This window comes from Ruegeria sp. AO1, assembly GCF_056535985.1.
In genome coordinates, this window is sequence record NZ_JBQFJC010000001.1 from 334,577 (window position 1) to 353,959 (window position 19,383).

16 protein-coding genes are annotated in these 19,383 nt (G+C 59.2%); 8 read left to right on the forward strand and 8 right to left on the reverse strand.

Features of this window, described 5'->3' with window-relative positions:
* Positions 1-124 precede the first annotated feature (124 nt).
* Entirely contained in the window at positions 125-1,432 is a 1,308-nt protein-coding gene (locus ACR3FB_RS01650) for an HlyD family type I secretion periplasmic adaptor subunit (protein WP_425083617.1), read from the reverse strand.
* Complete coding sequence (locus ACR3FB_RS01655; protein ID WP_480563614.1) at positions 1,429-3,171, reverse strand: type I secretion system permease/ATPase; 1,743 nt, start codon at positions 3,169-3,171, stop codon at positions 1,429-1,431. Before ACR3FB_RS01655 ends, ACR3FB_RS01650 begins: the two co-directional genes overlap by 4 nt.
* A gap of 263 nt (positions 3,172-3,434) precedes the next feature.
* Between ACR3FB_RS01655 and ACR3FB_RS01660 the strand changes: the two genes are divergently transcribed.
* The 5 genes from ACR3FB_RS01660 to ACR3FB_RS01680 all read left to right on the forward strand — a co-directional run bounded on the left by ACR3FB_RS01660 (position 3,435) and on the right by ACR3FB_RS01680 (position 10,410).
* A complete protein-coding gene (locus ACR3FB_RS01660; protein WP_480563616.1) occupies positions 3,435-5,015 on the forward strand; it encodes an ABC transporter substrate-binding protein in 1,581 nt (526 codons plus the stop codon).
* 90 nt (positions 5,016-5,105) lie between these two features.
* Complete coding sequence (locus tag ACR3FB_RS01665; protein ID WP_480563618.1) at positions 5,106-6,671, forward strand: ABC transporter substrate-binding protein; 1,566 nt, start codon at positions 5,106-5,108, stop codon at positions 6,669-6,671.
* 106 nt (positions 6,672-6,777) lie between these two features.
* On the forward strand, positions 6,778-7,755 hold the full coding sequence (locus ACR3FB_RS01670; protein WP_170483132.1) for an ABC transporter permease: 978 nt from the start codon (positions 6,778-6,780) through the stop codon (positions 7,753-7,755).
* Positions 7,752-8,702 carry an ABC transporter permease gene (locus ACR3FB_RS01675; RefSeq protein WP_480563620.1) on the forward strand — a complete coding sequence of 317 codons (951 nt, stop codon included), beginning with the start codon at positions 7,752-7,754 and terminating at the stop codon, positions 8,700-8,702. Before ACR3FB_RS01670 ends, ACR3FB_RS01675 begins: the two co-directional genes overlap by 4 nt.
* 4 nt (positions 8,703-8,706) lie before the next feature.
* Complete coding sequence (locus ACR3FB_RS01680; protein ID WP_480563622.1) at positions 8,707-10,410, forward strand: ABC transporter ATP-binding protein; 1,704 nt, start codon at positions 8,707-8,709, stop codon at positions 10,408-10,410.
* Here ACR3FB_RS01680 and ACR3FB_RS01685 read toward each other — a convergent pair.
* From ACR3FB_RS01685 to ACR3FB_RS01705, 5 genes are all read right to left on the reverse strand, one after another.
* Positions 10,407-11,186, reverse strand: coding sequence for a citryl-CoA lyase (locus ACR3FB_RS01685; protein ID WP_480563624.1), 780 nt, complete (start codon positions 11,184-11,186; stop codon positions 10,407-10,409). The two genes, ACR3FB_RS01680 and ACR3FB_RS01685, sit on opposite strands and share 4 nt — an antisense overlap.
* Complete coding sequence (locus tag ACR3FB_RS01690) at positions 11,183-12,370, reverse strand: CaiB/BaiF CoA transferase family protein (protein ID WP_480563626.1); 1,188 nt, start codon at positions 12,368-12,370, stop codon at positions 11,183-11,185. The genes ACR3FB_RS01685 and ACR3FB_RS01690 overlap by 4 nt, the downstream gene beginning before the upstream one ends.
* The gene (locus tag ACR3FB_RS01695) at positions 12,360-13,871 is read right to left on the reverse strand and encodes a tripartite tricarboxylate transporter permease (protein ID WP_170471470.1); all 1,512 of its coding nucleotides are present in this window, start codon (positions 13,869-13,871) and stop codon (positions 12,360-12,362) included. Before ACR3FB_RS01695 ends, ACR3FB_RS01690 begins: the two co-directional genes overlap by 11 nt.
* Before the next feature lies 1 nt (position 13,872).
* On the reverse strand, positions 13,873-14,355 hold the full coding sequence (locus ACR3FB_RS01700; protein ID WP_170460001.1) for a tripartite tricarboxylate transporter TctB family protein: 483 nt from the start codon (positions 14,353-14,355) through the stop codon (positions 13,873-13,875).
* 69 nt (positions 14,356-14,424) lie between these two features.
* A complete protein-coding gene (locus ACR3FB_RS01705; protein WP_480563628.1) occupies positions 14,425-15,408 on the reverse strand; it encodes a tripartite tricarboxylate transporter substrate binding protein in 984 nt (327 codons plus the stop codon).
* A 107-nt stretch (positions 15,409-15,515) separates the two neighbouring features.
* Between ACR3FB_RS01705 and ACR3FB_RS01710 the strand changes: the two genes are divergently transcribed.
* From ACR3FB_RS01710 to ACR3FB_RS01720, 3 genes are read left to right on the forward strand one after another with little or no spacing between them, the layout of a single operon-like run.
* Positions 15,516-16,184, forward strand: coding sequence for a response regulator transcription factor (locus tag ACR3FB_RS01710; RefSeq protein ID WP_480563632.1), 669 nt, complete (start codon positions 15,516-15,518; stop codon positions 16,182-16,184).
* The gene (locus tag ACR3FB_RS01715) at positions 16,174-17,541 is read left to right on the forward strand and encodes a sensor histidine kinase (protein WP_480563635.1); all 1,368 of its coding nucleotides are present in this window, start codon (positions 16,174-16,176) and stop codon (positions 17,539-17,541) included. The genes ACR3FB_RS01710 and ACR3FB_RS01715 overlap by 11 nt, the downstream gene beginning before the upstream one ends.
* Positions 17,520-18,512, forward strand: coding sequence for an ABC transporter substrate-binding protein (locus tag ACR3FB_RS01720; RefSeq protein WP_480563637.1), 993 nt, complete (start codon positions 17,520-17,522; stop codon positions 18,510-18,512). Before ACR3FB_RS01715 ends, ACR3FB_RS01720 begins: the two co-directional genes overlap by 22 nt.
* On the opposite strand, the gene ACR3FB_RS01725 is transcribed toward ACR3FB_RS01720, so the two are convergent.
* A complete protein-coding gene (locus ACR3FB_RS01725; protein WP_480563640.1) occupies positions 18,499-19,305 on the reverse strand; it encodes a phosphotransferase family protein in 807 nt (268 codons plus the stop codon). The two genes, ACR3FB_RS01720 and ACR3FB_RS01725, sit on opposite strands and share 14 nt — an antisense overlap.
* Positions 19,306-19,383: the final 78 nt, after the last annotated feature.

Genomic DNA, 19,383 nt, shown 5'->3' on the forward strand with positions numbered 1-19,383 from the left:
GCTTGAGGTCCCGGTCTCAGACATGGGTCTGACGCCCGGATATGCTCTTTGTATGCGGCGGTATACTAAATCGATAGGTATTGCAAGTCGCGACACTGGGACAGGTTGCCCCAGGCGCGATGTGTTACTCCCGGAACGCCCGCGTGAAATAGTCGGTCAGCGGTTTGGTCAGGTAGGACAGCGGAGTGCGCTCGTCTGTTTTGATCATGGCCTCCACCGGCATGCCCGGCAGCAAAGTTTGCCCGTTCAGGCGATCCAGCTGACCGTCATCAGGGACCAGCTCGGCCCGGTAGAAGGTAAAGCCTGTGCCTTCATCGGTGAATGTGTCCGCCGAGACATTGATGACATGACCGTCCAGTTCAGGCGTTTCCCGCTGGTTGAAACTGGGAAAGCGCAGGGCGACCTCTTGCCCACGAAACAGCTGGTCTACATGGATCGCATCGACCTTGGCTGCCACAAGAAGCGGCGTATCCTGAGGCACCACATACATCATCTGTTCAGCCGGTTGGATGACCGACTGCAGGGCGAAAACCTGACTGTCATAAACGGTTCCTGAAACGGGCGCGCGGATATCCAGACGCGAGAGGCGCTCGGTCAGCGATAGGCGTCGTTCAGCAAGCTCGGCAATGCGCGTTTGCGCGTCACGCAGCGTTGTGATCGCTTCTTCCCGGCGGGTCGCGTTCAGTTCCAATATCTGGATCTCAGTCGATGCGATCTGCCCTTTGAGCCGGGCGATGGTCGCCTCGAGCCGTCCGATGGCGCCGGTCAAATTGGCCTCTTCCCGTTGCAGAGCCGAGACGCGGCTGGCCTGTGTCAGGCCGCGCTGCAACAGGCTTTCCTGATCCTTGAGCTCTTCACTGATCAACTCTATTTGCTTTTGAGCGGCGGTTAGCTGCGCCTGTGTGCCGTCGATTTCGTTTTCGATCTGGGTTTTCTGACGGGTCAATTGCTCAGTCTGTTGCGTCAACGTCTCGTTGCGGGCGTCAAAAAGGCGCTGCTGACCTGCGATCAGATCGTCTGGGATGTTTTCGCGTTGCTGTACCTCTCGCAGCTTTGCCGCCAACTCCTCGGAGGTGGCCCCATCGCGTTCCGCTTCCAACCGGGCCTGACGGCTGAGCAGTTCAAACAATTGCGTCTCGACCACGGTCTTTTCCGAAGCCAGAAACGTATCGTCCAGACGCAGGAGCAGATCGCCACTTTCCACCAGATCCCCGTCGCGCACAAAGATCTCGCCGACGACACCGCCATCGGGATGCTCGACCACCTGACGGTTGCTTTGCACCTCGATCACACCTTGTGAGATGATCGCACCGGCCAGTTGGGTCCGAACGCTCCAGATGCCGATGCCCACAACGAGGATGAGCAGCGCAACAAAGCCCACAGTTGCAGGGAAGGTTATGCGCCAACTGCGGCGCGCAGGAGGGTTGCTCATTTCTCACCCACTTTATTGAGGTGTCGTTTGATCGCACCGGCATTCTGGACCATCGAGCCCAGAACCTCGTCCCGGCTGCCTGCTTTGACGATCTGGCCTTTCTCGACCACAATCAGGTCATCACATTCGGAAATCGCCTGCGGGCGGTGCGTCATGATAATCGCGGCCTTGCCACTTTTCTTGAGGCTGCGCACCGCGCGGTTCAGCGCTTCGGTGCCGTCGGCATCCAAGGCCGAGTTCGGCTCGTCCAGGATCAGCAGAACAGGATCACCATAGAGCGCCCGGGCAAGCGCGATCCGTTGTTTCTGACCGCCGGACAACTGGCTGTCATTGCCTTCCAGAAAGGTGTCATAGCCCTTCTCCAAAGACATAATCAGCTCATGTGCGTTGGCCTTTTTGGCGGCGGCGACAACAGCGGCGTCATCGGGTTGTTGCGACATCCGGGCGATGTTCTCAGTTACCGTTCCGTTGAACAGTGTGACCTGCTGCGGCAGGTAACCGATGTAGTGGCCCAGATCATCTGCGGCATATTGGTCCAGTGTCGCGCCACCCAAGCGAATCTCACCCGCTGCGGGGGTCAGCAGACCCAAGAGCGCCTTGGCCAGAGTTGTCTTGCCCGAGCCACTTTTGCCGATCACACCCAGCGCCTTGCCGGGTTCCAATAGCAGCGAGGCATTGCGCAGGGTCGGCTTTTGAACGCCGGGCGGAATGACCGTCAGACCTTTTGCGACCAGACGCGCCTCGGGCACGGGCAGCTTGGTCTTGGTCTGCTCGGGCGGGGTTTCATCGAGGAAGGTGCCAAGACGGGACCACGCGGTTCGCGCGTTTTCGATCAGCCCCCATTGACCCACCGCCATTTCCACAGGTGCCAAAGCGCGACCCAGCAGGATCGAACCGGCGATCATGGCACCGGCTGTCATCTCGTTGCGCAACACCAGCCAAGCGCCAAGCGCTAGCATCGCGGATTGCAGGAACAGGCGCAGCGATTTCGTCAAGGATGTGAAACTACCGGTCCAGTCGCTGGCCGAGATGCTCTGTGACAATGCGTTGCTGCGCTGTGACAACCAGCGCTGCGCAACGTCGCCCTGCATGCCTTGCGACCGAACAACCTCGGCAGCTTGTCGCGCTTGTTCCGCAAAAGCATTGGCCCGGCCTGAGGCAACCTGCGCCTCGGCGACTTTCTGTTTGGTCAAGATCTGGTTGAGCAATGCGATGACGATCAGCAATGTACCACCAGCAACCGCCAGCCAGCCGAGCAACGGGTGGAACAGGAAGATCGCGGCCAGAAAAACGGGCGTCCACGGGATATCCATAACGGCGAGGAAAACAGGTGACGCGCAAAGCGACCGCACGGCCTCCAGATCGCGCAACGCCGTTGCTGGGGCCGAGCGGACCTGTGGATACAATGCCCGCTGGATGGTTCCGTCAAAAACCCTCTCGTCCAGTGAGGATTGGAACTTGGCCCCGAAACGCGCCACGATCCGGCCGCGCGCGTAATCCAGCATGGCCATCAGGCCGTAGAGCAGCCCGACCAGCAGAAACAGCGCCGTAAGCGTCTCGACCGAGCGCGAGCTGAGAACCCGGTCATAGACCTGCAGCATAAACAGCGGCCCGGTCAGCATCAGCAGGTTGACGAAGATGCTGAATAGAAACGCGACACCCAGAAACGATACGCTCTGGTTGCGCACGCTCTGAAGCTCTCGCCTCGGGTTGGGCGGTTTGCGGTTTGTCTGTTTCAAATCAATGTCCCCGACACGATGTCCAGCCTGATGCGGCTACGTTTTTTTACCGCGAACCGAGTCTCGAAGAAAGAGGAAGAGTATGCAACTCGATCGTCGCGGAACCAGCGAAATCCGGCCAAACGGTAAACCCCCGGACGAAAGCTGCACCCCAATTAGGCATTGCAAGTTTCAGAATGATTTGGATTATCAAGGGCACGTTGATCGCGCTTCGTCGATCACCCGCCATCCGTGCGGGTTAAAAAAGAATTGGGGAGATTACAATGAAAGTGAAACACTTGCTGGTCGCAGCCAGTGCCTTGGCCCTATTGGCCGGTGCTGCCTCTGCCGAAACGCTGCGCTGGGCGCGCGCGGGCGACTCGCTGACGATGGACCCGCATGCGCAGAACGAGGGTCCGACCTCGGCCATGGCGCATCAGATCATGGAAACGCTGGTGATGCGCGACCATTCCGGGGCGCTTGTGCCGTCGCTGGCGACCGAATGGGCTCCGTCCGAGGAAAACCCGAACGTCTGGGTGTTTAAACTGCGTGAAGGCGTGACCTTTCATGACGGCGCCGAGTTCGACAGCGAAGACGTTGTCTTCTCGCTAAACCGCGCGATGACGCCGGATTCGGACTACAAAGAGCTGCTGGCCTCGGTCAAAGAGGTGCGCGCGCCGGACAAATACACGGTTGAGATTGAAACCGACGGTCCGAACCCGATCATGCCCAACAACCTGACCAACATGTTTATGATGGACAAAGCCTGGGCCGAGGCGAACAACGCCGTGAAGGTGCAGGACTATGAAGGAGGCGAGGATACATTCGCCGCCAAGAACGCCAACGGTACTGGCCCGTACAAGCTGGTCAGCCGTGAACCCGACGTGAAAACCGTCCTGACCGCGAACGAGAACTACTGGGGCAAGGATGAGTTCCCCCTGGAAGTGACCGAGATCATCTATACCCCGATCCAGAACGCCGCGACCCGGGTTGCTGCTTTGCTGTCGGGTGAGGTCGACTTCATTCAAGACGTCCCCGTTCAGGATCTGGCCCGTGTTGCGGATACCGATGGTCTGGACGTACGGACTGCACCTCAGAACCGGGTGATCTTCTTCGGCATGAACATGGGTGATGCGGATCTGGGCTCGGACAATGTGGACGGGAAGAACCCTCTGGCCGACGTACGCGTGCGTCAGGCGATGTCCAAAGCCATCAACCGGGATGCCATCAAGCAGGTCGTTATGCGCGGCCAGTCGGCCCCTGCTGGCATGATTGCACCGCCATTCGTGAACGGTTGGGATGAGGGCATGGACAGCTCCTCGACGACCGATATCGAAGGGGCCAAGGCGCTGATGGCCGAGGCTGGATATCCGGATGGGTTCTCGATCACGCTGAACTGCCCCAATGACCGCTATGTCAACGACGAGGCGATCTGTCAGGCTGCCGTTGGAATGCTGGCGCAGATTGGTGTCACGGTGAATCTGGATGCCAAACCCAAGGCGCAGCATTTCCCGCTGCTCTCGAACCTCGAGACCGACTTCTACATGCTGGGCTGGGGCGTTCCGACCTACGACTCCGAGTATATTTTCAACTTCCTGGTTCACACCAAGGGTGAGAAATATGGCTCGTGGAATGCGACCCGGTACAACAACCCGGATCTGGACGCCAAGATTCAGGGGCTGGCCTCTGAAACGGACCTTCCGAAACGTGACGCGCAGATCGCCGAGATCTGGCAGGTTGTGCAGGACGATCAGCTGTATATCCCGATTCACCATCAGGTGCTGAACTGGGGTATGAAGTCGAATGTCGGCACAATTGTTGAGCCGGAAGATTCGCCGAAGATCAAATACTTCACCATGAACTAAGGTTCAGGGTGCAAGACAGCGCAGGGCGCGGACCAGCGCCCTGTCATTTGGTGTTTCACGACTGTTCACCCAAAACAGAGAGGTATCGCCATGACCTTCAAGGCAACGGCCATCGGTTTGGCCTTTTTAGCCGCCAGCGCCGCTCAGGCAGCCGAGTTCAAATGGGCCTCGACCACCGATCCACAGACCATGGACCCGCACGCCGTCAACTCGGCCGCTGTTCTTGGGTTCCTCAACAATGTCTACGAAGGACTGGTCCGCCGCGGCAAGGACATGAGCGTCGAGCCCGCTTTGGCCACTAGTTGGGAATCGATCGGAGACGGCGAAGGCTGGCGGTTCACCCTGCGCGAGGGCGTGACGTTCCACGATGGCAGCACATTCGACGCGCAGGACGTTCTGTTCAGCTATCAACGCGCCTCGGATGAAGTCTCGGATACCCGCAGCTGGTTCGCACCGATCAGAGAGGTCAAGGTGGTCGATGACTATACCGTAGATTTCATGACAACAGCACCCAACCCGCTGTTCCCGTCGTCCATTGCCAATTGGATGATCATGGATCAGGGCTGGGCAGAGGCCAATGAGGCGGCTCTGCCCGACAAGGAAACCGGGAACTACGCGACGCTGAATGCCAACGGCACCGGCGCGTTTCAGATCACAGCACGCGAGCCCGGTCTGCGCACCGTTCTGGAACCTTTTGACGGTTGGTGGGGTGAGGCAGAGCACAACATTACCCGCGCCGAGTTCAATCCGATCCAGAACTCTGCCACCGCTGTCGCGGCCTTGCTGTCCGGCGATGTTGATATGATTGAGCCCGTTCCGATACAGGACGTGGCGCGCTTACTGGGCAATGATGAGGTCGAGGTCATTCAGGGGATTGAGGCCCGTGTGATCATGCTGGGCTTTGATCATCAGGCTGAGGCTCTGAAATACACCGACGATGCTGGCAAACCCAACCCGTTCCGGGATGCGCGTGTGCGTCAGGCCGTGGCGCATGCGGTGAACGTCGATGCCATCCTTGCCACGATCATGCGCGGCAATGCCGAGGCGGCCTCACAACTCGTCAGCCCAGCGATGAGCGGTTACTCGGCGGCCAATGCAGAGCGCCCCGCTTATGATGTCGAGGCCGCAAAGACCTTGCTTGCCGAAGCTGGATACGCTGACGGATTCTCATTCGGCCTTAAATGCCCCAATGATCGCTATCTGAATGACGAGGCCGTCTGTCAGGCGATTGTCGGCATGCTCGCGCAGATCGGTTTAACTGCCGAACTGGACACAATGCCGGTGCGCAACTACTGGCCCGAGCTGCGCGAAGACAATTACGACATGTACCTGCTGGGCTGGAGCCCGGGCACGTTCGACGCCGAACATCCGGTGCGCTTTCTGGTCGCGACACCCAACGAAGAGAAAAAGCTGGGCAGCTGGAATTTCGGAGGCTTCTCGAACGCGCGTGTAGATGAACTGCTGCCGCAGATTCAATCCGAACTGGATGAAGGCGCCCGTCAGGCCATGTTGGACGAGGTCACCAGCATTATTCAGGATGAGCAGGTCTATGTCCCGATGTATGTGCAACCTTTGGTCTGGGGAACGCGAAGTAATATCGAGTTGACCCAACGCCCGGACAACTTCTTCATCCTGCGGTGGGTGACCGTAAACTGAAAACGTTGTTCAAGGGGCCGGGTCGTTCTGGCCCCTGTTTCGTTAGCGGTATCTTGACCATTTGGTCAGACGCGGCTTAGACAGGCCGATCAACCGGGGATTCTGAATGTTCGCATATATTGTTCGAAGGATGTTCCAATCCGTGATCGTTTTGCTGGTCGTGGGTCTGGTCGCATTCTCGATGTTTCGTTTTGTCGGCGATCCGATCGACAACATGTTGGGTCAGGAACGCACACAGGCCGATATCGACCGGCTGAGGACTGAACTGGGTCTCGATCAGCCATTTATCGTGCAATACGCCAAGTTCCTGCAAGGCGCGGTTCAGGGCAACTTCGGCGTCTCCTACCGTCAAGGCCGTCCGGTCTCGACCATTATCGCTGAACGTGCGCCCGCGACACTTGAGCTGGCCTTCGTGTCAGGCTTCCTCGCCATCACCATGGGCATCGCGCTGGGCGTTTTCACAGCGATCCGACGACAAGGGGTAGCGGCGAATATCATCATGACGGTCAGTCTGATCGGGGTCTCTCTGCCCACCTTCCTGATCGGGATATTGCTGATCTACATCTTCTCGGTCGAACTTGACCTCTTACCCAGTTTCGGCAGGGGTGAGACGGTCATGATCGGAGGTTGGTCAACCGGGTTTCTGACCACCTCGGGCCTGAAGGCTCTGATCCTGCCGGCGATCACGCTGGGCTTGTATCAGATGACTCTGATTATGCGTCTTGTGCGGTCCGAGATGCTCGAGGTCCTGCGCGCCGACTACGTGCGTTTCGCCCGCGCCCGAGGGCTGTCGGACAGGGTGATCAACTTCCGCCACGCGCTGAAAAACACGCTGGTGCCGGTGATTACGATCACAGGTTTGCAACTGGGTTCGATCATCGCCTTTGCCATAATCACCGAGACCGTGTTCCAATGGCCCGGTGTCGGATTGCTGTTCATCAACGCGATCCAGTTCGTCGATATTCCCGTCATGGCCGCCTATCTGATGCTGATTTCGGTCATGTTCGTGACGATCAACCTGATTGTCGATCTTCTCTACTATGCCATTGACCCGCGCCTGCGTGTCGACGCGAGGGCCACATGACCGATACGACCGAAACCCCGCAACCCGCCTCCAAGTCGCGCTTTGCCAAAGCGTGGGACAGTGATTTCGCATGGTCCTTCCGACATTCGCCCGTGGCTGTCATCGCCTCGGCCGTTGTGCTGATCCTTGTGTTTTGTGCCATTTTCGCGCCCTTGATCGCGCCTTACAATCCGTTTGACCCGGCGACGCTGAACCTGATGAACGGCTTCACACCGCCGGGCACACCGAATGCGTTTACGCAGGAAACCTTCCTGCTAGGCACCGATGACCAGGGTCGGGACGTATTCTCGACCATCCTCTACGGGCTGCGCATTTCATTGTTCGTCGGGGCTGCCGCCGTATTGCTGGCCCTGATCATCGGAGTCGTTCTGGGGCTGGTCGCGGCCTATTTTGGCGGCTGGGTCGAGACGCTGATCATGCGGATCGCCGACGTTCAGCTGACCTTTCCGGCCATTCTGGTCGCCATGCTGATCTTTGGCATCGCCAAGGGCGTGACCCCGCCGGAATATCGCGATGAAATGGCGATCTATGTGCTGATCATCGCCATCGCCTTGTCGGACTGGGTGCAGTTTGCGCGCGTCGTCCGTGGGGCGGCGCTGGTTGAGAAGAACAAGGAATATGTGCAGGCGGCGCGGCTGATCGGTCGCGGCTCAATCCCGATCATGTTCCGTCACATTCTGCCCAATGTCCTCAGCCCGGTTCTGGTCATCGCGACGATTTCGCTGGCGCTGGCCATTATCGCCGAGGCGACGCTGAGCTTCCTTGGCGTCGGCGCGCCTCCGACCCAGCCTTCGCTGGGAACGCTGATCCGTATCGGGCAAGGGTTCCTGTTCTCGGGAGAGTGGTGGATTCTGTTCTTCCCCGCCTGCACCCTTCTGGCCCTTGCCCTGTCCGTGAACCTGCTGGGCGACTGGCTGCGCGATGCGCTGAACCCAAAACTACGGTGATTTCATGAGCCTTCTGACCATCCAAGACCTCACCGTCGAATTCCCAACACGCCGCAGGCTGTTCACTGCGGTGGATCACGCAGACCTGTCCGTCGAGCCGGGTGAAATCCACGGTTTGGTGGGCGAATCCGGTGCAGGCAAATCCACCATCGGTGCCGCTGTCATGGGGCTGCTGGAACGTCCCGGACGGATCGCCAGCGGCCAGATCAAGTTGGGCGGTGAGCAGATCAGTGGCCTTGACGCAGAGGCGATGCGTGGCCTGCGCGGCAAGAAGATCTCGATGATCTTTCAGGACCCGCTGACTTCGCTGAACCCTTTGTTCACGGTGCGAGAGCAACTGACCGAAACCATCCTTGCCCATCTGGGCGGGTCCGAGGCCGAGGCCAATCAACGCGCCCGCGACCTGATTGACCGGGTAGGGATTCCGGACCCGGATACGCGTCTGGACCAATATCCGCACCAATTCTCAGGCGGGATGCGCCAACGGGTGGTGATCGCCTTGGCGCTTTGTACCGAACCGGATGTGATCATCGCGGATGAGCCGACCACGGCGCTGGATGTTTCGGTTCAGGCGCAAATTCTGGACCTGATCAAGGAATTGGCGCGGGAACGGCAGGTCGGCGTCATTCTGATCACCCATGACATGGGCGTCATTGCCGATACAACCGACCGCGTGACCGTCATGTATGCTGGCAAGGTTGTCGAAACCGGAACAACCGCGCAGGTGATGGGGCAGCCCCAACACGAATACACGCGCTCGTTGATCGCGGCGGTGCCACGGCCGACGCTCAAGTTGCACCGGTTCCCTCAGATCAGCTATGGCGGGCGTGAGACGCGCTTCGCGATCGAGGATATGGCGCGCCATTGGCCGAAAGTGGACAATGACACGTCCAAGCCCGTGTTCGAAATTCGCAACCTGACCAAACGCTTCCTGCAACGGCGCGGTCTTTTGCCTTGGGATCGGACCTATTTCACCGCTGTCGATGATGTGAGCTTTGATATCCGTGCGGGCGAAGTTTTCGGCGTGGTGGGCGAGTCCGGCTCGGGCAAGTCCACCGTTGCGCGCATGATTGCTGGCTTGTATCCGGTCGATGGTGGCTCAATCACGTTTGATGGGCAGTTGGTAAGTGATCTGGGCGACAAAGCCGTGCAGGACGCGTACCGCAAGAACATCCAGATGATCTTTCAGGATCCCTATTCCTCGCTAAACCCCAGAATGCGCGTGGACGAAATCGTCGCGGAACCGATCCGTCATCACCGCCTCATGAGCGGTTCAGACGTCAAGCGCCGGGTAGATGAGCTGTTGGATCAGGTCGGGCTGGGTTCGGAAGCGGGCCTGAAATACCCGCATGAGTTCTCTGGCGGGCAGCGCCAGCGTATCTCTATCGCGCGCGCCTTGGCGACGCAGCCTCGGTTCCTGATCTGCGATGAGCCGACCAGTGCGCTAGACGTCTCGATCCAGGCGCAGATCCTGAACATCCTAAAGGACCTGCAAGAGCATCTGGGACTGACGATGCTGTTCATCAGCCACGATCTTCCGGTCGTGCGGCAGATGTGCGACCGCGTTGCCGTGATGAAGGCAGGGCAGATGGTCGAGATCCAAGAGACCGATGCCCTGTTCGCCAACCCGCAGACGGACTACGCCAAGGAATTATTGCACCTGATGCCGCGATTGGATGATCTGTCGACCGAAGGACTGGGCGTTTAGGTCTTGGTTTTGGGGTCCACATAAGTCCAGCGATAGGCGGGCGGGGTCGGTCCCTTGTTGCGACCACCTTGCTCCATCTGCTCCCAGGCGTGAGTCAGGATACCGACCGAGCGGGACAGGCAAAACAGCCCTCGTGCCAAAGGTGGGGCAAAGCCTAACTCGGCATAGATCACTGCCGTCGCGCCATCGATATTCATGGGGACGGGCTTGCCTTTGCGATGGGCCAGCTCGGCCTCAATCGCCTGCCCGATCCGCATGAAATCACCGCTGCATGCCCCTTGTTCGACGGCTTCGGAGACCAGCGCCATCAGGCGCGGGGCGCGCGGATCGGTCGGGGTGTGAAAGCGATGGCCAAAACCCGGCAGAATCTTTCCGTGAGTGGTGATCCAGTCGTCCAGTGCTTCCCCTAGATCGCCTGAATGTCCTGCAACAAAGTGATAGAGCTGCACCGCCTGCTCTCCGGCCCCGCCATGCACATCGCCCAGCATGTTGACCGCGCTGGCCATCGCGTTGTTCAGGGGCAGTCCGCAGGTCACGGCCATTCTGGCGGCAGCGATTGAGGGCGCTTGCGGGCCATGATCAACGGCCGCGACCAAAGCCGCTTCGAACAAACGGGCTTTGGCTTCGGTCGGTTTCTCGCTACGCAGCATAAACCAGATCATTTCGGCGAAACCCAGATTGCCGATCAAATCCTGGATTGGCTCTCCGCGCAGGTGTATCCGGCCAGGCTCCATATCGATGATCGAGGTTTGCCACCAATCGGATACATCGCTCATATGATGCCCTCCTTTTTCAAGGCGTCGATCTCATCCTGCGACAGCCCGAGTTCAGACCAGATTGCGGAATTGTCTGCGCCCAATTCCGGCGGTGCAGTCCCAGGATGTTTGCGCGAGCCGTCCATGACAATAGGGCTGCCAGCGAGCTGTAGGTCTTCACCGTGAATGTCCAGCGTACCGATCAAACCCCGCCCAGATAATTGCGGGTCGTCGAGCGCATCGGAGACGGTTAGAACCTGCCCGGTGGGCACTCCAATATCATTCAACTCTCGAACCCATTCCTTTGCCGGTCGCGTGGTCAGCGTGTGCTCCAATTCCGCGCGCAAGGCGTGACGGTTGGTCTTGCGATCCTCTCGTGTTGTGTAGGCTGGATCGTCCAGCAGGTCGTCCCGGCCCAGATGCTGAGCAAGCGCCTGCCATTGTTCATCGCGGTTGGCGGCAATGTTGATCGGACTGTCTGCAGTAGCAAAGGTGCCCGAGGGGGCCGAGGTTGTGTTTTCGTTCCCATGCGCGGCAGGCGTAACGCCACCGATCAGGTGGTTCGAGACGACCCAACCCATCGTAGAAATCACCGCCTCGGTCATAGCAACATCCAGAAACGCGCCACGTGGGGTCGCGTTCAGGGCGGATGAGATGGCGAATGCTGCGGTCAGGCCACCGACCGTATCCGCCAGTGGGTAGCCAACGCGGTAGGGCGCCGTATCTGGCGCGCCGGTGATCGACATGACACCGCTGACCCCTTGAACGATCTGGTCATAAGCGGGATCATTGCGGCGGGGTCCGTTCTGCCCAAAGCCACTGATCGCGCAGTAGATTAGTCGCGGGTTTTCAGCTTTCAGGGTTTCATAGCCCAGACCCAATCGATCCATAACGCCGGGCCTGAAATTCTCGACCAATACATCCGCCGAGTGAACCAGACGTTTCAGCAGCGCCTTGCCCCGGTCGGATTTCATGTCCAGCGTGACGGATTTCTTCGCGGCATTCTGCGCCAGAAAACTGATCCCCATGCCCGCCTTATTGCGCTCAGGATCGGCGCCCAACACCCGGGCAAGATCGCCCGAGCCGGGGCGTTCGACCTTGATCACCTCGGCGCCCATCAATGCGAGCTGGTAGCAGCAATAGGGGCCGGCAAGCACGTTCGTCAGATCTAGAACGCGGATGCCGGCCAGAGGGTCAGTCCCCATCCGCAATCCCCGCGGCCCGTGCCCGCGCACGGCGCGCACGGTAGCTCGGCAGCAGCACCAGAAGGACGGCGATTACCAGCAGGCCTAGGGTCATCGGGCGTTCCCAGATGAAAGCGATACCGTCATAGAGCTGCATCGAGCGGGCAAAGTTGTCCTCCATCATTCCGCCAAGGATGAACCCGATCAGAAGCGGGGCGAGGGGGTAATCGGCGAATTTCAATGCGGTGGCGCAGATGCCGAAGCCGACGAGGAGCAGAAGCTCGGTTGCGTTGTTCTGGCCGATATAGGCGCCCATCAGGGTGAAGAACAGGATGAACGGGATCAGGAAATTTCGCGGTACGGCCAGCACTTTGGCGATGTAGGGGATCAGCGGCAGGTTCAGGATCAGCAGCACCAGGTTGCCGATGAACATCGACATGATGACGGCCCAGAAGATCTGAGGCTCATCCACCATCAGGCGCGGGCCGGGTGTCACGTTCAGCGCGATCAGAGCGCCCAGCAGGATGGCCGTCGTGCCCGACCCCGGGATGCCCAGCGTTAGCAGTGGTACGAATGACCCGGTACAGGCCGCGTTGTTGGCAGATTCCGGTGCGGCCAGACCTTTGATCGAGCCTTTGCCAAACTCTTCCTGTTCCTGCTTCGGTGCAATATTGCGTTCGACCGCGTAGCCAAGGAAGCTGGCAATTGTCGCCCCAGCCCCAGGCAAGACGCCGATGAAAAAGCCCTGAACTGACTGACGGCCAATGACGGGTGCAATTGCTTTCGCTTCGTCCTTGGTTATGCGCAGGTCTTTGATTTCTCCGTCGTCGCCTTTCAGGTCTTTGGGCTTCAGTACCAGAAATAGCGCCTCGGGCAGGGCGAACATAGCCATGGCCAGCGTAATGAAGCCGAAGCCCGATTGCAGGTCCATGATCCCCATGGTGAAGCGGGGTAGGTTGAACAAAGCGCCTTCTCCGACGGTTGCCATGATCAGGCCGAGGATTGTCATGATCATGGCTTTGGCAACCTGACCCGACCCCGCAAAGGCCGCGATAGCGGACAGGCCCACGACCATAAGGGCGAAGTACTCGGCCGAGTGGAACAGCAGCGCGACCGAAGAAAGCGCGGGCGCGAACACCATCAACAGAATGGCGCCCAATGTGCCACCCGCGAAACTGGCGATGGCCGCGATGGTCAGCGCCTTACCGGCCTTGCCTTGCCGCGCCATTGGGTAGCCATCGAAACTAGAGGCCACTGTGCCCGCAACCCCCGGCGCGTTCAGCAGAATGGAAGAGGTCGATCCGCCGAAAATCGCGCCATAATAGACGCCTGCCAGCAGGATCAAGGCCGCCGACGGATCGCCCATTGAAATTGCGACCGGTATCATAATGGCGATGATCGACATCGGGCCGAGGCCCGGAAGCATGCCGATGAAGGTGCCAATCAGACAGCCGGCGATGACCATCAGCAGGTTTTGGATTGAGAATGCCGTTTGCAGGCCGATCAGAAGTCCTTCGAGCATGTCAGCCTCCGAAAATGCCCGGCAGGGGGCGCATGTAGATGCCCAGGACTTCCTGAACCAGATACCAGACCGCGCCGGTGGCGATGAACGCAACCGGCAGCATGATGTGCCACTTGCGCTCGCCCAGAATGAAGGAGCCAAGGATCAGGAAGGCAGAAGTCGAGATCAGAAAGCCGACGGGCCGCAGGCAGAGGGCATAAATCACCATCAGGGCCAATAGCATCAAAGCTTGATCAAGGTGGTAGTCACCCAGACGTCGGTAGTCGATATCCGCCGCTTTCGGCTCGGATTTTTCGAAGCCCAGCAGGATGATCGTGCAGGCGATGATGCCCAGAACAGACAGCACTTTGGGGAAGGTGCTTGGCCAAATAGGGTTGCGCTGCATGAAGGGGGGCAGGCTGCCATCCATCGTAAACCAGGCGGCGTAGCCATAGGCCAGACAGACCCCAAGCAAAACAAGCGCGATCCAGCGATCCAGCGCCATGACATCCCCTCCCTCGTGTTTTTTGTTGATTGTGGCAGAGCGGACGGGCCGCTCTGCCGTGAGTGGCGCTTAGAGGAAGCCCAGTTTTTTCATCAGATCGCTGATCTGCTGTTCTTGCTGCTCGAGGAAGTTCGAGAAATCGTCGCCTGAGTTGTGGATGTTCACCCAACCATTGCGCGCACGTACTTCTTCCCACTCGGGGGTGTCATACATCTTAGCAATGGCGTCTTGGTAGGCGGCCAGCTTGTCTTCGGGCAGGCCGGGCGCTGCGAAGAAACCGCGCCAGTTGACGAAGGTGGTGTCGATGCCCTGTTCCTTCATGGTCTGTGCGTCAGGCGCGGCGTCCACACGCTCATCCGCAGTCACACCGATGATTTTCACCTCGCCTGCATTGGCCAGATCAACCGCTTCCGAGAAGCCGGTGGACAGCGCTGCGATCTCACCCGACAGCAAGGCTGCCATGGCTTTGCCACCTGCATCATAAGGAATGTACTTCACGCCAAGCGCGTCCTTGCCTGCTGCTTCCATCACCATGGCCGCAACCAGATGGTCCATGCCGCCCGGAACCGAGCCGCCGCCGATTGCTGTTGCACCCGGGTCCGCGTCATAGGCGGCCAGCAGGTCCGCCATCGAATTGATCGGGCTGTCTTTGCCGACAACGATGGCCGCGTAGTCGCCGATTGTGCCCGAGACCAGCGTCAGGTCGCGGAAGTTATGTGGGAACACACCCGTCAGTGAGCGGATCACGATGGGGGTCGAGTTCACCATCAGCGTGCCATGGTTGCTGTCGGCGTTCTCGATCAGGTAGCCAATGGCTTTACCACCCCCGCCGCCCGACATGTTCTCGTAGGACGCGGTGCCCACAAGCCCTGCCTTGGTCAGCGCCTCGCCGGTGCCGCGTGCAGTGCCGTCCCAGCCGCCGCCTGCGCCGCCGGGGATCAGGAAGTGGATGCTGTCCACGACCTCGTGGCCGTCAGCCAAAACAGGTCCCGCAAGACCAACAGCGGCCACAGCCGCGATCAGGGCGCGACGGCCCAGTTTGAAAGTTGTCATGATGTCCTCCCATTTGACAACTGGCCGCTTGGCGGCACAGATTGTGGTCAAGAAAACACATCAACCTGACATCAACCTGTCATGCGCGAAAATACTGCGAACGCCTCATGAAATTCCTGCTGGTCGAAGACAATATGGACCTCGCGAACGCTATCGGTTCGCGGATGCGACTGGACGGCCATGTCGTTGATCATGCTGCAACTTTGGACGATGCGACAGCGTTCGTCGAGGCTGAGGAATATGACCTGATCCTACTGGACATCATGCTGCCCGATGGGGATGGGCGCGATTTCCTCAAACGCCATCGTGCAAGTCATCTGGACACACCTGTCATCGTTTTGACCGCGCGCAGCCAGGTCTCGGATCGAATCGGGTCGCTGGATCTGGGGGCTGACGACTATGTCACCAAGCCCTTCGATCACGCAGAGCTTGAGGCCCGCTGCCGTGCCGTTTTGCGCCGCAAATCCGGGATCGCCAAAACGACGATCGAGATCGGCGGTATCGTTTTCGACCCGGTTGCCGGTCACCTGATTGTCGGCGGTGAAACCCTGTCGCTGCGTAACCGGGAACTGCGCCTGTTGGAGTTCTTCATCAACGCGCCCGGTCAGGTGTTCTCGAAACAAAAGCTGGTGGACAGGCTGTTTTCCTACGACGACGATGTCTCGGACAATGCTATCGAGGTCTATGTCGCTCGCCTGCGCAAACATCTGGAGCGATCGGAGCTGAAGATTACCACGTTGCGTGGCTTGGGCTACAGGCTGGATCATGTCAGCTAGCCCCGCGGTTTCAGGATCTCTTCGTAATCGTCTGGTGCTGACCCTGATTGCCGGCGCGGCCATTCTGGCGTTGCTTTTGTTCTTTACAGTGCGCAGTTATGCCGCTCGCGTCGCGCAGCAAGGGCAGGACAACATCCTTGGTGCCTCCGTCACCTCGATCCTCGATGCCGTCGCTCTGCGGGACGGAGAGCTTGAGGTCGACATCCCCTACGCCGCCTTCTCGATGCTAAGTACGCCGTCGGATGATCGGGTGTTTTACGCCATCTTTCAGGACGGAGAACTGTTGTCCGGCTACGACGATCTTTCAGCCACGAATGGAACGCCCAATGGCGAATGGACTTTTCAATCGGGCGAGGTGCGCGGAGAGACCATTCGCCAGGTCAGCGCCAGCCGCACTTTGGTAGGGCTAGGAACCCGGACCGAAGTCGAAGTGGCCCTTGGTCAAACGCAAGACGCATTGGCCGAAACCCTCAGGCAGATTTCACGAAACGCGGCGTATCTGGGGATCGGCTTTTTTACCTTGGTCGCCGGGTTATCATTCTGGGCAACGTCAGCCACCATCGGACAGTTGAACAAGCTGACGACGTCGGTGACTCGCCGGGGCCCACAAGACCTCAGCCCATTCAGAAAACCGGTGCCGCGGGAAATGGCCCCGCTAGTGTCGTCGCTGAACTCTTTGATGGGGCGTTTGGATCAGTCGCTCAGCCAGTCCGAGGATTTCATAGCCGAGGCGGCACACCGGGTCCGGACGCCATTGGCAACGGTTCGATCCTATGCGGATACAACCTTGCAACGTGTTGAAAAAGAAGAGAATAGAGAGGCTTTGCGTTCAATGGTTCGGGCGATTGACGAAAGCTCTCGGGCGGCGGGGCAATTGCTGGATCACGCAATGATCACTTTTCGCGCCGATCATCTGGAGCGGGAAGAGATTGATCTTGTCGCCCTCGTCCGCGATCTGGTTCAGCGCCTCACACCCATTGCCGAGATGAAGGACCTTTCCCTGACATTGGTCGGAGACCCCGTTGTGATCTATTCGGGCGATCCGATCCTGATCCAGAATGCGGTACGCAACATGGTCGACAACGCGCTAAAATATGCCCCTGCCGAAAGCGTGGTCGAGATCGAGGTCTCGCAAGGGACGCAAGCGCAGATCAGCGTGCGCGATCAGGGGCCGGGCTTTCCACCAAGCGAAATTGACATGCTCACCCGGCGGTTCGAGCGCGGTAAGAATGCGGCCGGGACTATTGGCTCGGGGCTTGGTCTGACCATCGTTCAGGATGTCGCGAAGGCCCATGGCGGCGATCTGATCCTGACCAACCGAAAAGGCAAAGGCGCATGCGTTACCTTATTGCTTTGATCCTCACACTTCTGGCCTCAGTCTGCGCGGCCGAGGAGTGGGAAGACCAGCGGGTGTTCAACGCTGCCGCTGATGGTCCGCGTTTGCGCATCATCTCCAGTACCGACACCGCGCTTTTCGCGCCGTTGATCGAGGGGTTCTTGACGCAAAATCCAGATGTCTCCGTCGAGTATCTGGTGACCGGAACCGCTGATCTGAATGCGCGTGTGCGGGCTGCGCCCGATGCGTTCGATATCGTCATTTCCAGCGCGATGGACTTGCAGCTGAAACTCGCCAATGATGGGTTCGCACTGCCGCTGGAGGATATGCCGGGCGCGGATTGGGCCCAGTGGCATGACAGCCTGTTTGCCTTTACCCAGGAACCGGCGGCCATCGTCATCAACCGTGCGGCCTTCGCAGGGTATCCCGTCCCGCAGACCCGGCAGGAATTGATCGAGGCCCTGCGCGCGCGCCCCGAAGCCTTCCGTGGGAAGGTCGGAACCTATGATATCCGCCAATCCGGCTTGGGCTATCTGTTCGCCACGCAAGATGCTCGCGCCTCCGAGACCTTCTGGCGTCTGATGGAGGTCATGGGCGGGTTGGATCTACGTCTGTATTGTTGCTCGGGCGACATGATTGACGACCTGACAAGCGGCTCGATCGCGGTGGCCTACAACGTGCTAGGCAGCTACGCGACGGCGCGGGTTGAAGGCAAAGAAGCGCTAGAAGTTATTCTGCCCAGCGATTTTCAGACCACCATGATGCGGACGGCAATGGTGGTGAAAAACACGCAATACCCTGCTGTCGCCGAGGCGTTTGTCCGCCACCTGATCGTTGCAGGGCCTGAGTTGGCACCTTTGCCCTTGCTCACATCACAGCAGACGCAGGAGAGCGCGGTAATTACGCTGGAACCTGCTTTGCTGACTTACCTCGATACGCTCAAACGCAGGAAATTCCTGACGGCCTGGGAAGATGCTGTCATTCAGAAATAGCGCGATCCTCAAGGGCCTCTAGCTCAAGCTGTAGGCCCTTTTCATAGTCTGTCGACCCGTTCTCAAACCGCCACAAGCAATAGGCTGCCATTCGCCACGCATACCACGGACGTAGCGCTTCGTAGCGGGCAACTGTTTCGGAGTCGCCATACTCAGTCAGGAATCGCGCGCGTTCGTCTGGGGCCAGCGGCGCGCCACGATACAGATGCTGCATGGCGGGCGATAGAAAAAGGGCCAGATCCTCGCAGGGATCTCCAATCGCCGGGCATTGCCAGTCGATCAGGGTTAGGCTTGACCCGTCTACCAGAACGTTTCCGGCCACAGGGTCGCCGTGGATCAGACACGTTCTTTTTGTTGGCGGCACAGGGTCCTCGGGCCGCATCGCGGTGACGCGATCTCTCAAGCCCGAGGAACACAACGCCAAAAGCTCGGCCCCGTGGCGAGCCAGATCAGCGTTGCCGTTTCGCCCTGCAGGCAGCGGTAAATCGACCGTCGAGCCATGCAATTTGCGCAGCAAAGAGGCGACCTGAGCCGTACCACTTTCCCATGGGCGACCCGGTGCATGATCGTACAGAACCCAGGCGTCGCCCTCATGCTGCCCCGTTGCCTGCAATCGGGGCACGAACCCGTCCTGCTCAAACGCGCGCAGGCACAGTGCTTCGAGTTTGGCGTCATTGCGGAACATCGGGTTGCGCAGTTTGGTTCGGTAAAGCTTCAATACCGTGTCGCCACTCTCGCCCAGAACTTTCCAAACCATATTGGTCCGACCCCCAAACAAAGGTTCGAACCGCACGGATCCCGTGATCAGCCCGCGCGTCCGCAGCTGGTCAATCAGGTCTGATGGAGGCGCGTTGACATGGGGCAGAGGACG

Coding starts and splice junctions, on each gene's coding strand:
- ACR3FB_RS01650 (WP_425083617.1), bottom strand. CDS start 1,432: ATGAGCAACCCTCCTGCGCGCCGCAGTTGGCGCATAACCTTCCCTGCA.
- ACR3FB_RS01660 (WP_480563616.1), top strand. CDS start 3,435: ATGAAAGTGAAACACTTGCTGGTCGCAGCCAGTGCCTTGGCCCTATTG.
- ACR3FB_RS01665 (WP_480563618.1), top strand. CDS start 5,106: ATGACCTTCAAGGCAACGGCCATCGGTTTGGCCTTTTTAGCCGCCAGC.
- ACR3FB_RS01670 (WP_170483132.1), top strand. CDS start 6,778: ATGTTCGCATATATTGTTCGAAGGATGTTCCAATCCGTGATCGTTTTG.
- ACR3FB_RS01675 (WP_480563620.1), top strand. CDS start 7,752: ATGACCGATACGACCGAAACCCCGCAACCCGCCTCCAAGTCGCGCTTT.
- ACR3FB_RS01680 (WP_480563622.1), top strand. CDS start 8,707: ATGAGCCTTCTGACCATCCAAGACCTCACCGTCGAATTCCCAACACGC.
- ACR3FB_RS01685 (WP_480563624.1), bottom strand. CDS start 11,186: ATGAGCGATGTATCCGATTGGTGGCAAACCTCGATCATCGATATGGAG.
- ACR3FB_RS01690 (WP_480563626.1), bottom strand. CDS start 12,370: ATGGGGACTGACCCTCTGGCCGGCATCCGCGTTCTAGATCTGACGAAC.
- ACR3FB_RS01695 (WP_170471470.1), bottom strand. CDS start 13,871: ATGCTCGAAGGACTTCTGATCGGCCTGCAAACGGCATTCTCAATCCAA.
- ACR3FB_RS01700 (WP_170460001.1), bottom strand. CDS start 14,355: ATGGCGCTGGATCGCTGGATCGCGCTTGTTTTGCTTGGGGTCTGTCTG.
- ACR3FB_RS01705 (WP_480563628.1), bottom strand. CDS start 15,408: ATGACAACTTTCAAACTGGGCCGTCGCGCCCTGATCGCGGCTGTGGCC.
- ACR3FB_RS01710 (WP_480563632.1), top strand. CDS start 15,516: ATGAAATTCCTGCTGGTCGAAGACAATATGGACCTCGCGAACGCTATC.
- ACR3FB_RS01715 (WP_480563635.1), top strand. CDS start 16,174: ATGTCAGCTAGCCCCGCGGTTTCAGGATCTCTTCGTAATCGTCTGGTG.
- ACR3FB_RS01720 (WP_480563637.1), top strand. CDS start 17,520: ATGCGTTACCTTATTGCTTTGATCCTCACACTTCTGGCCTCAGTCTGC.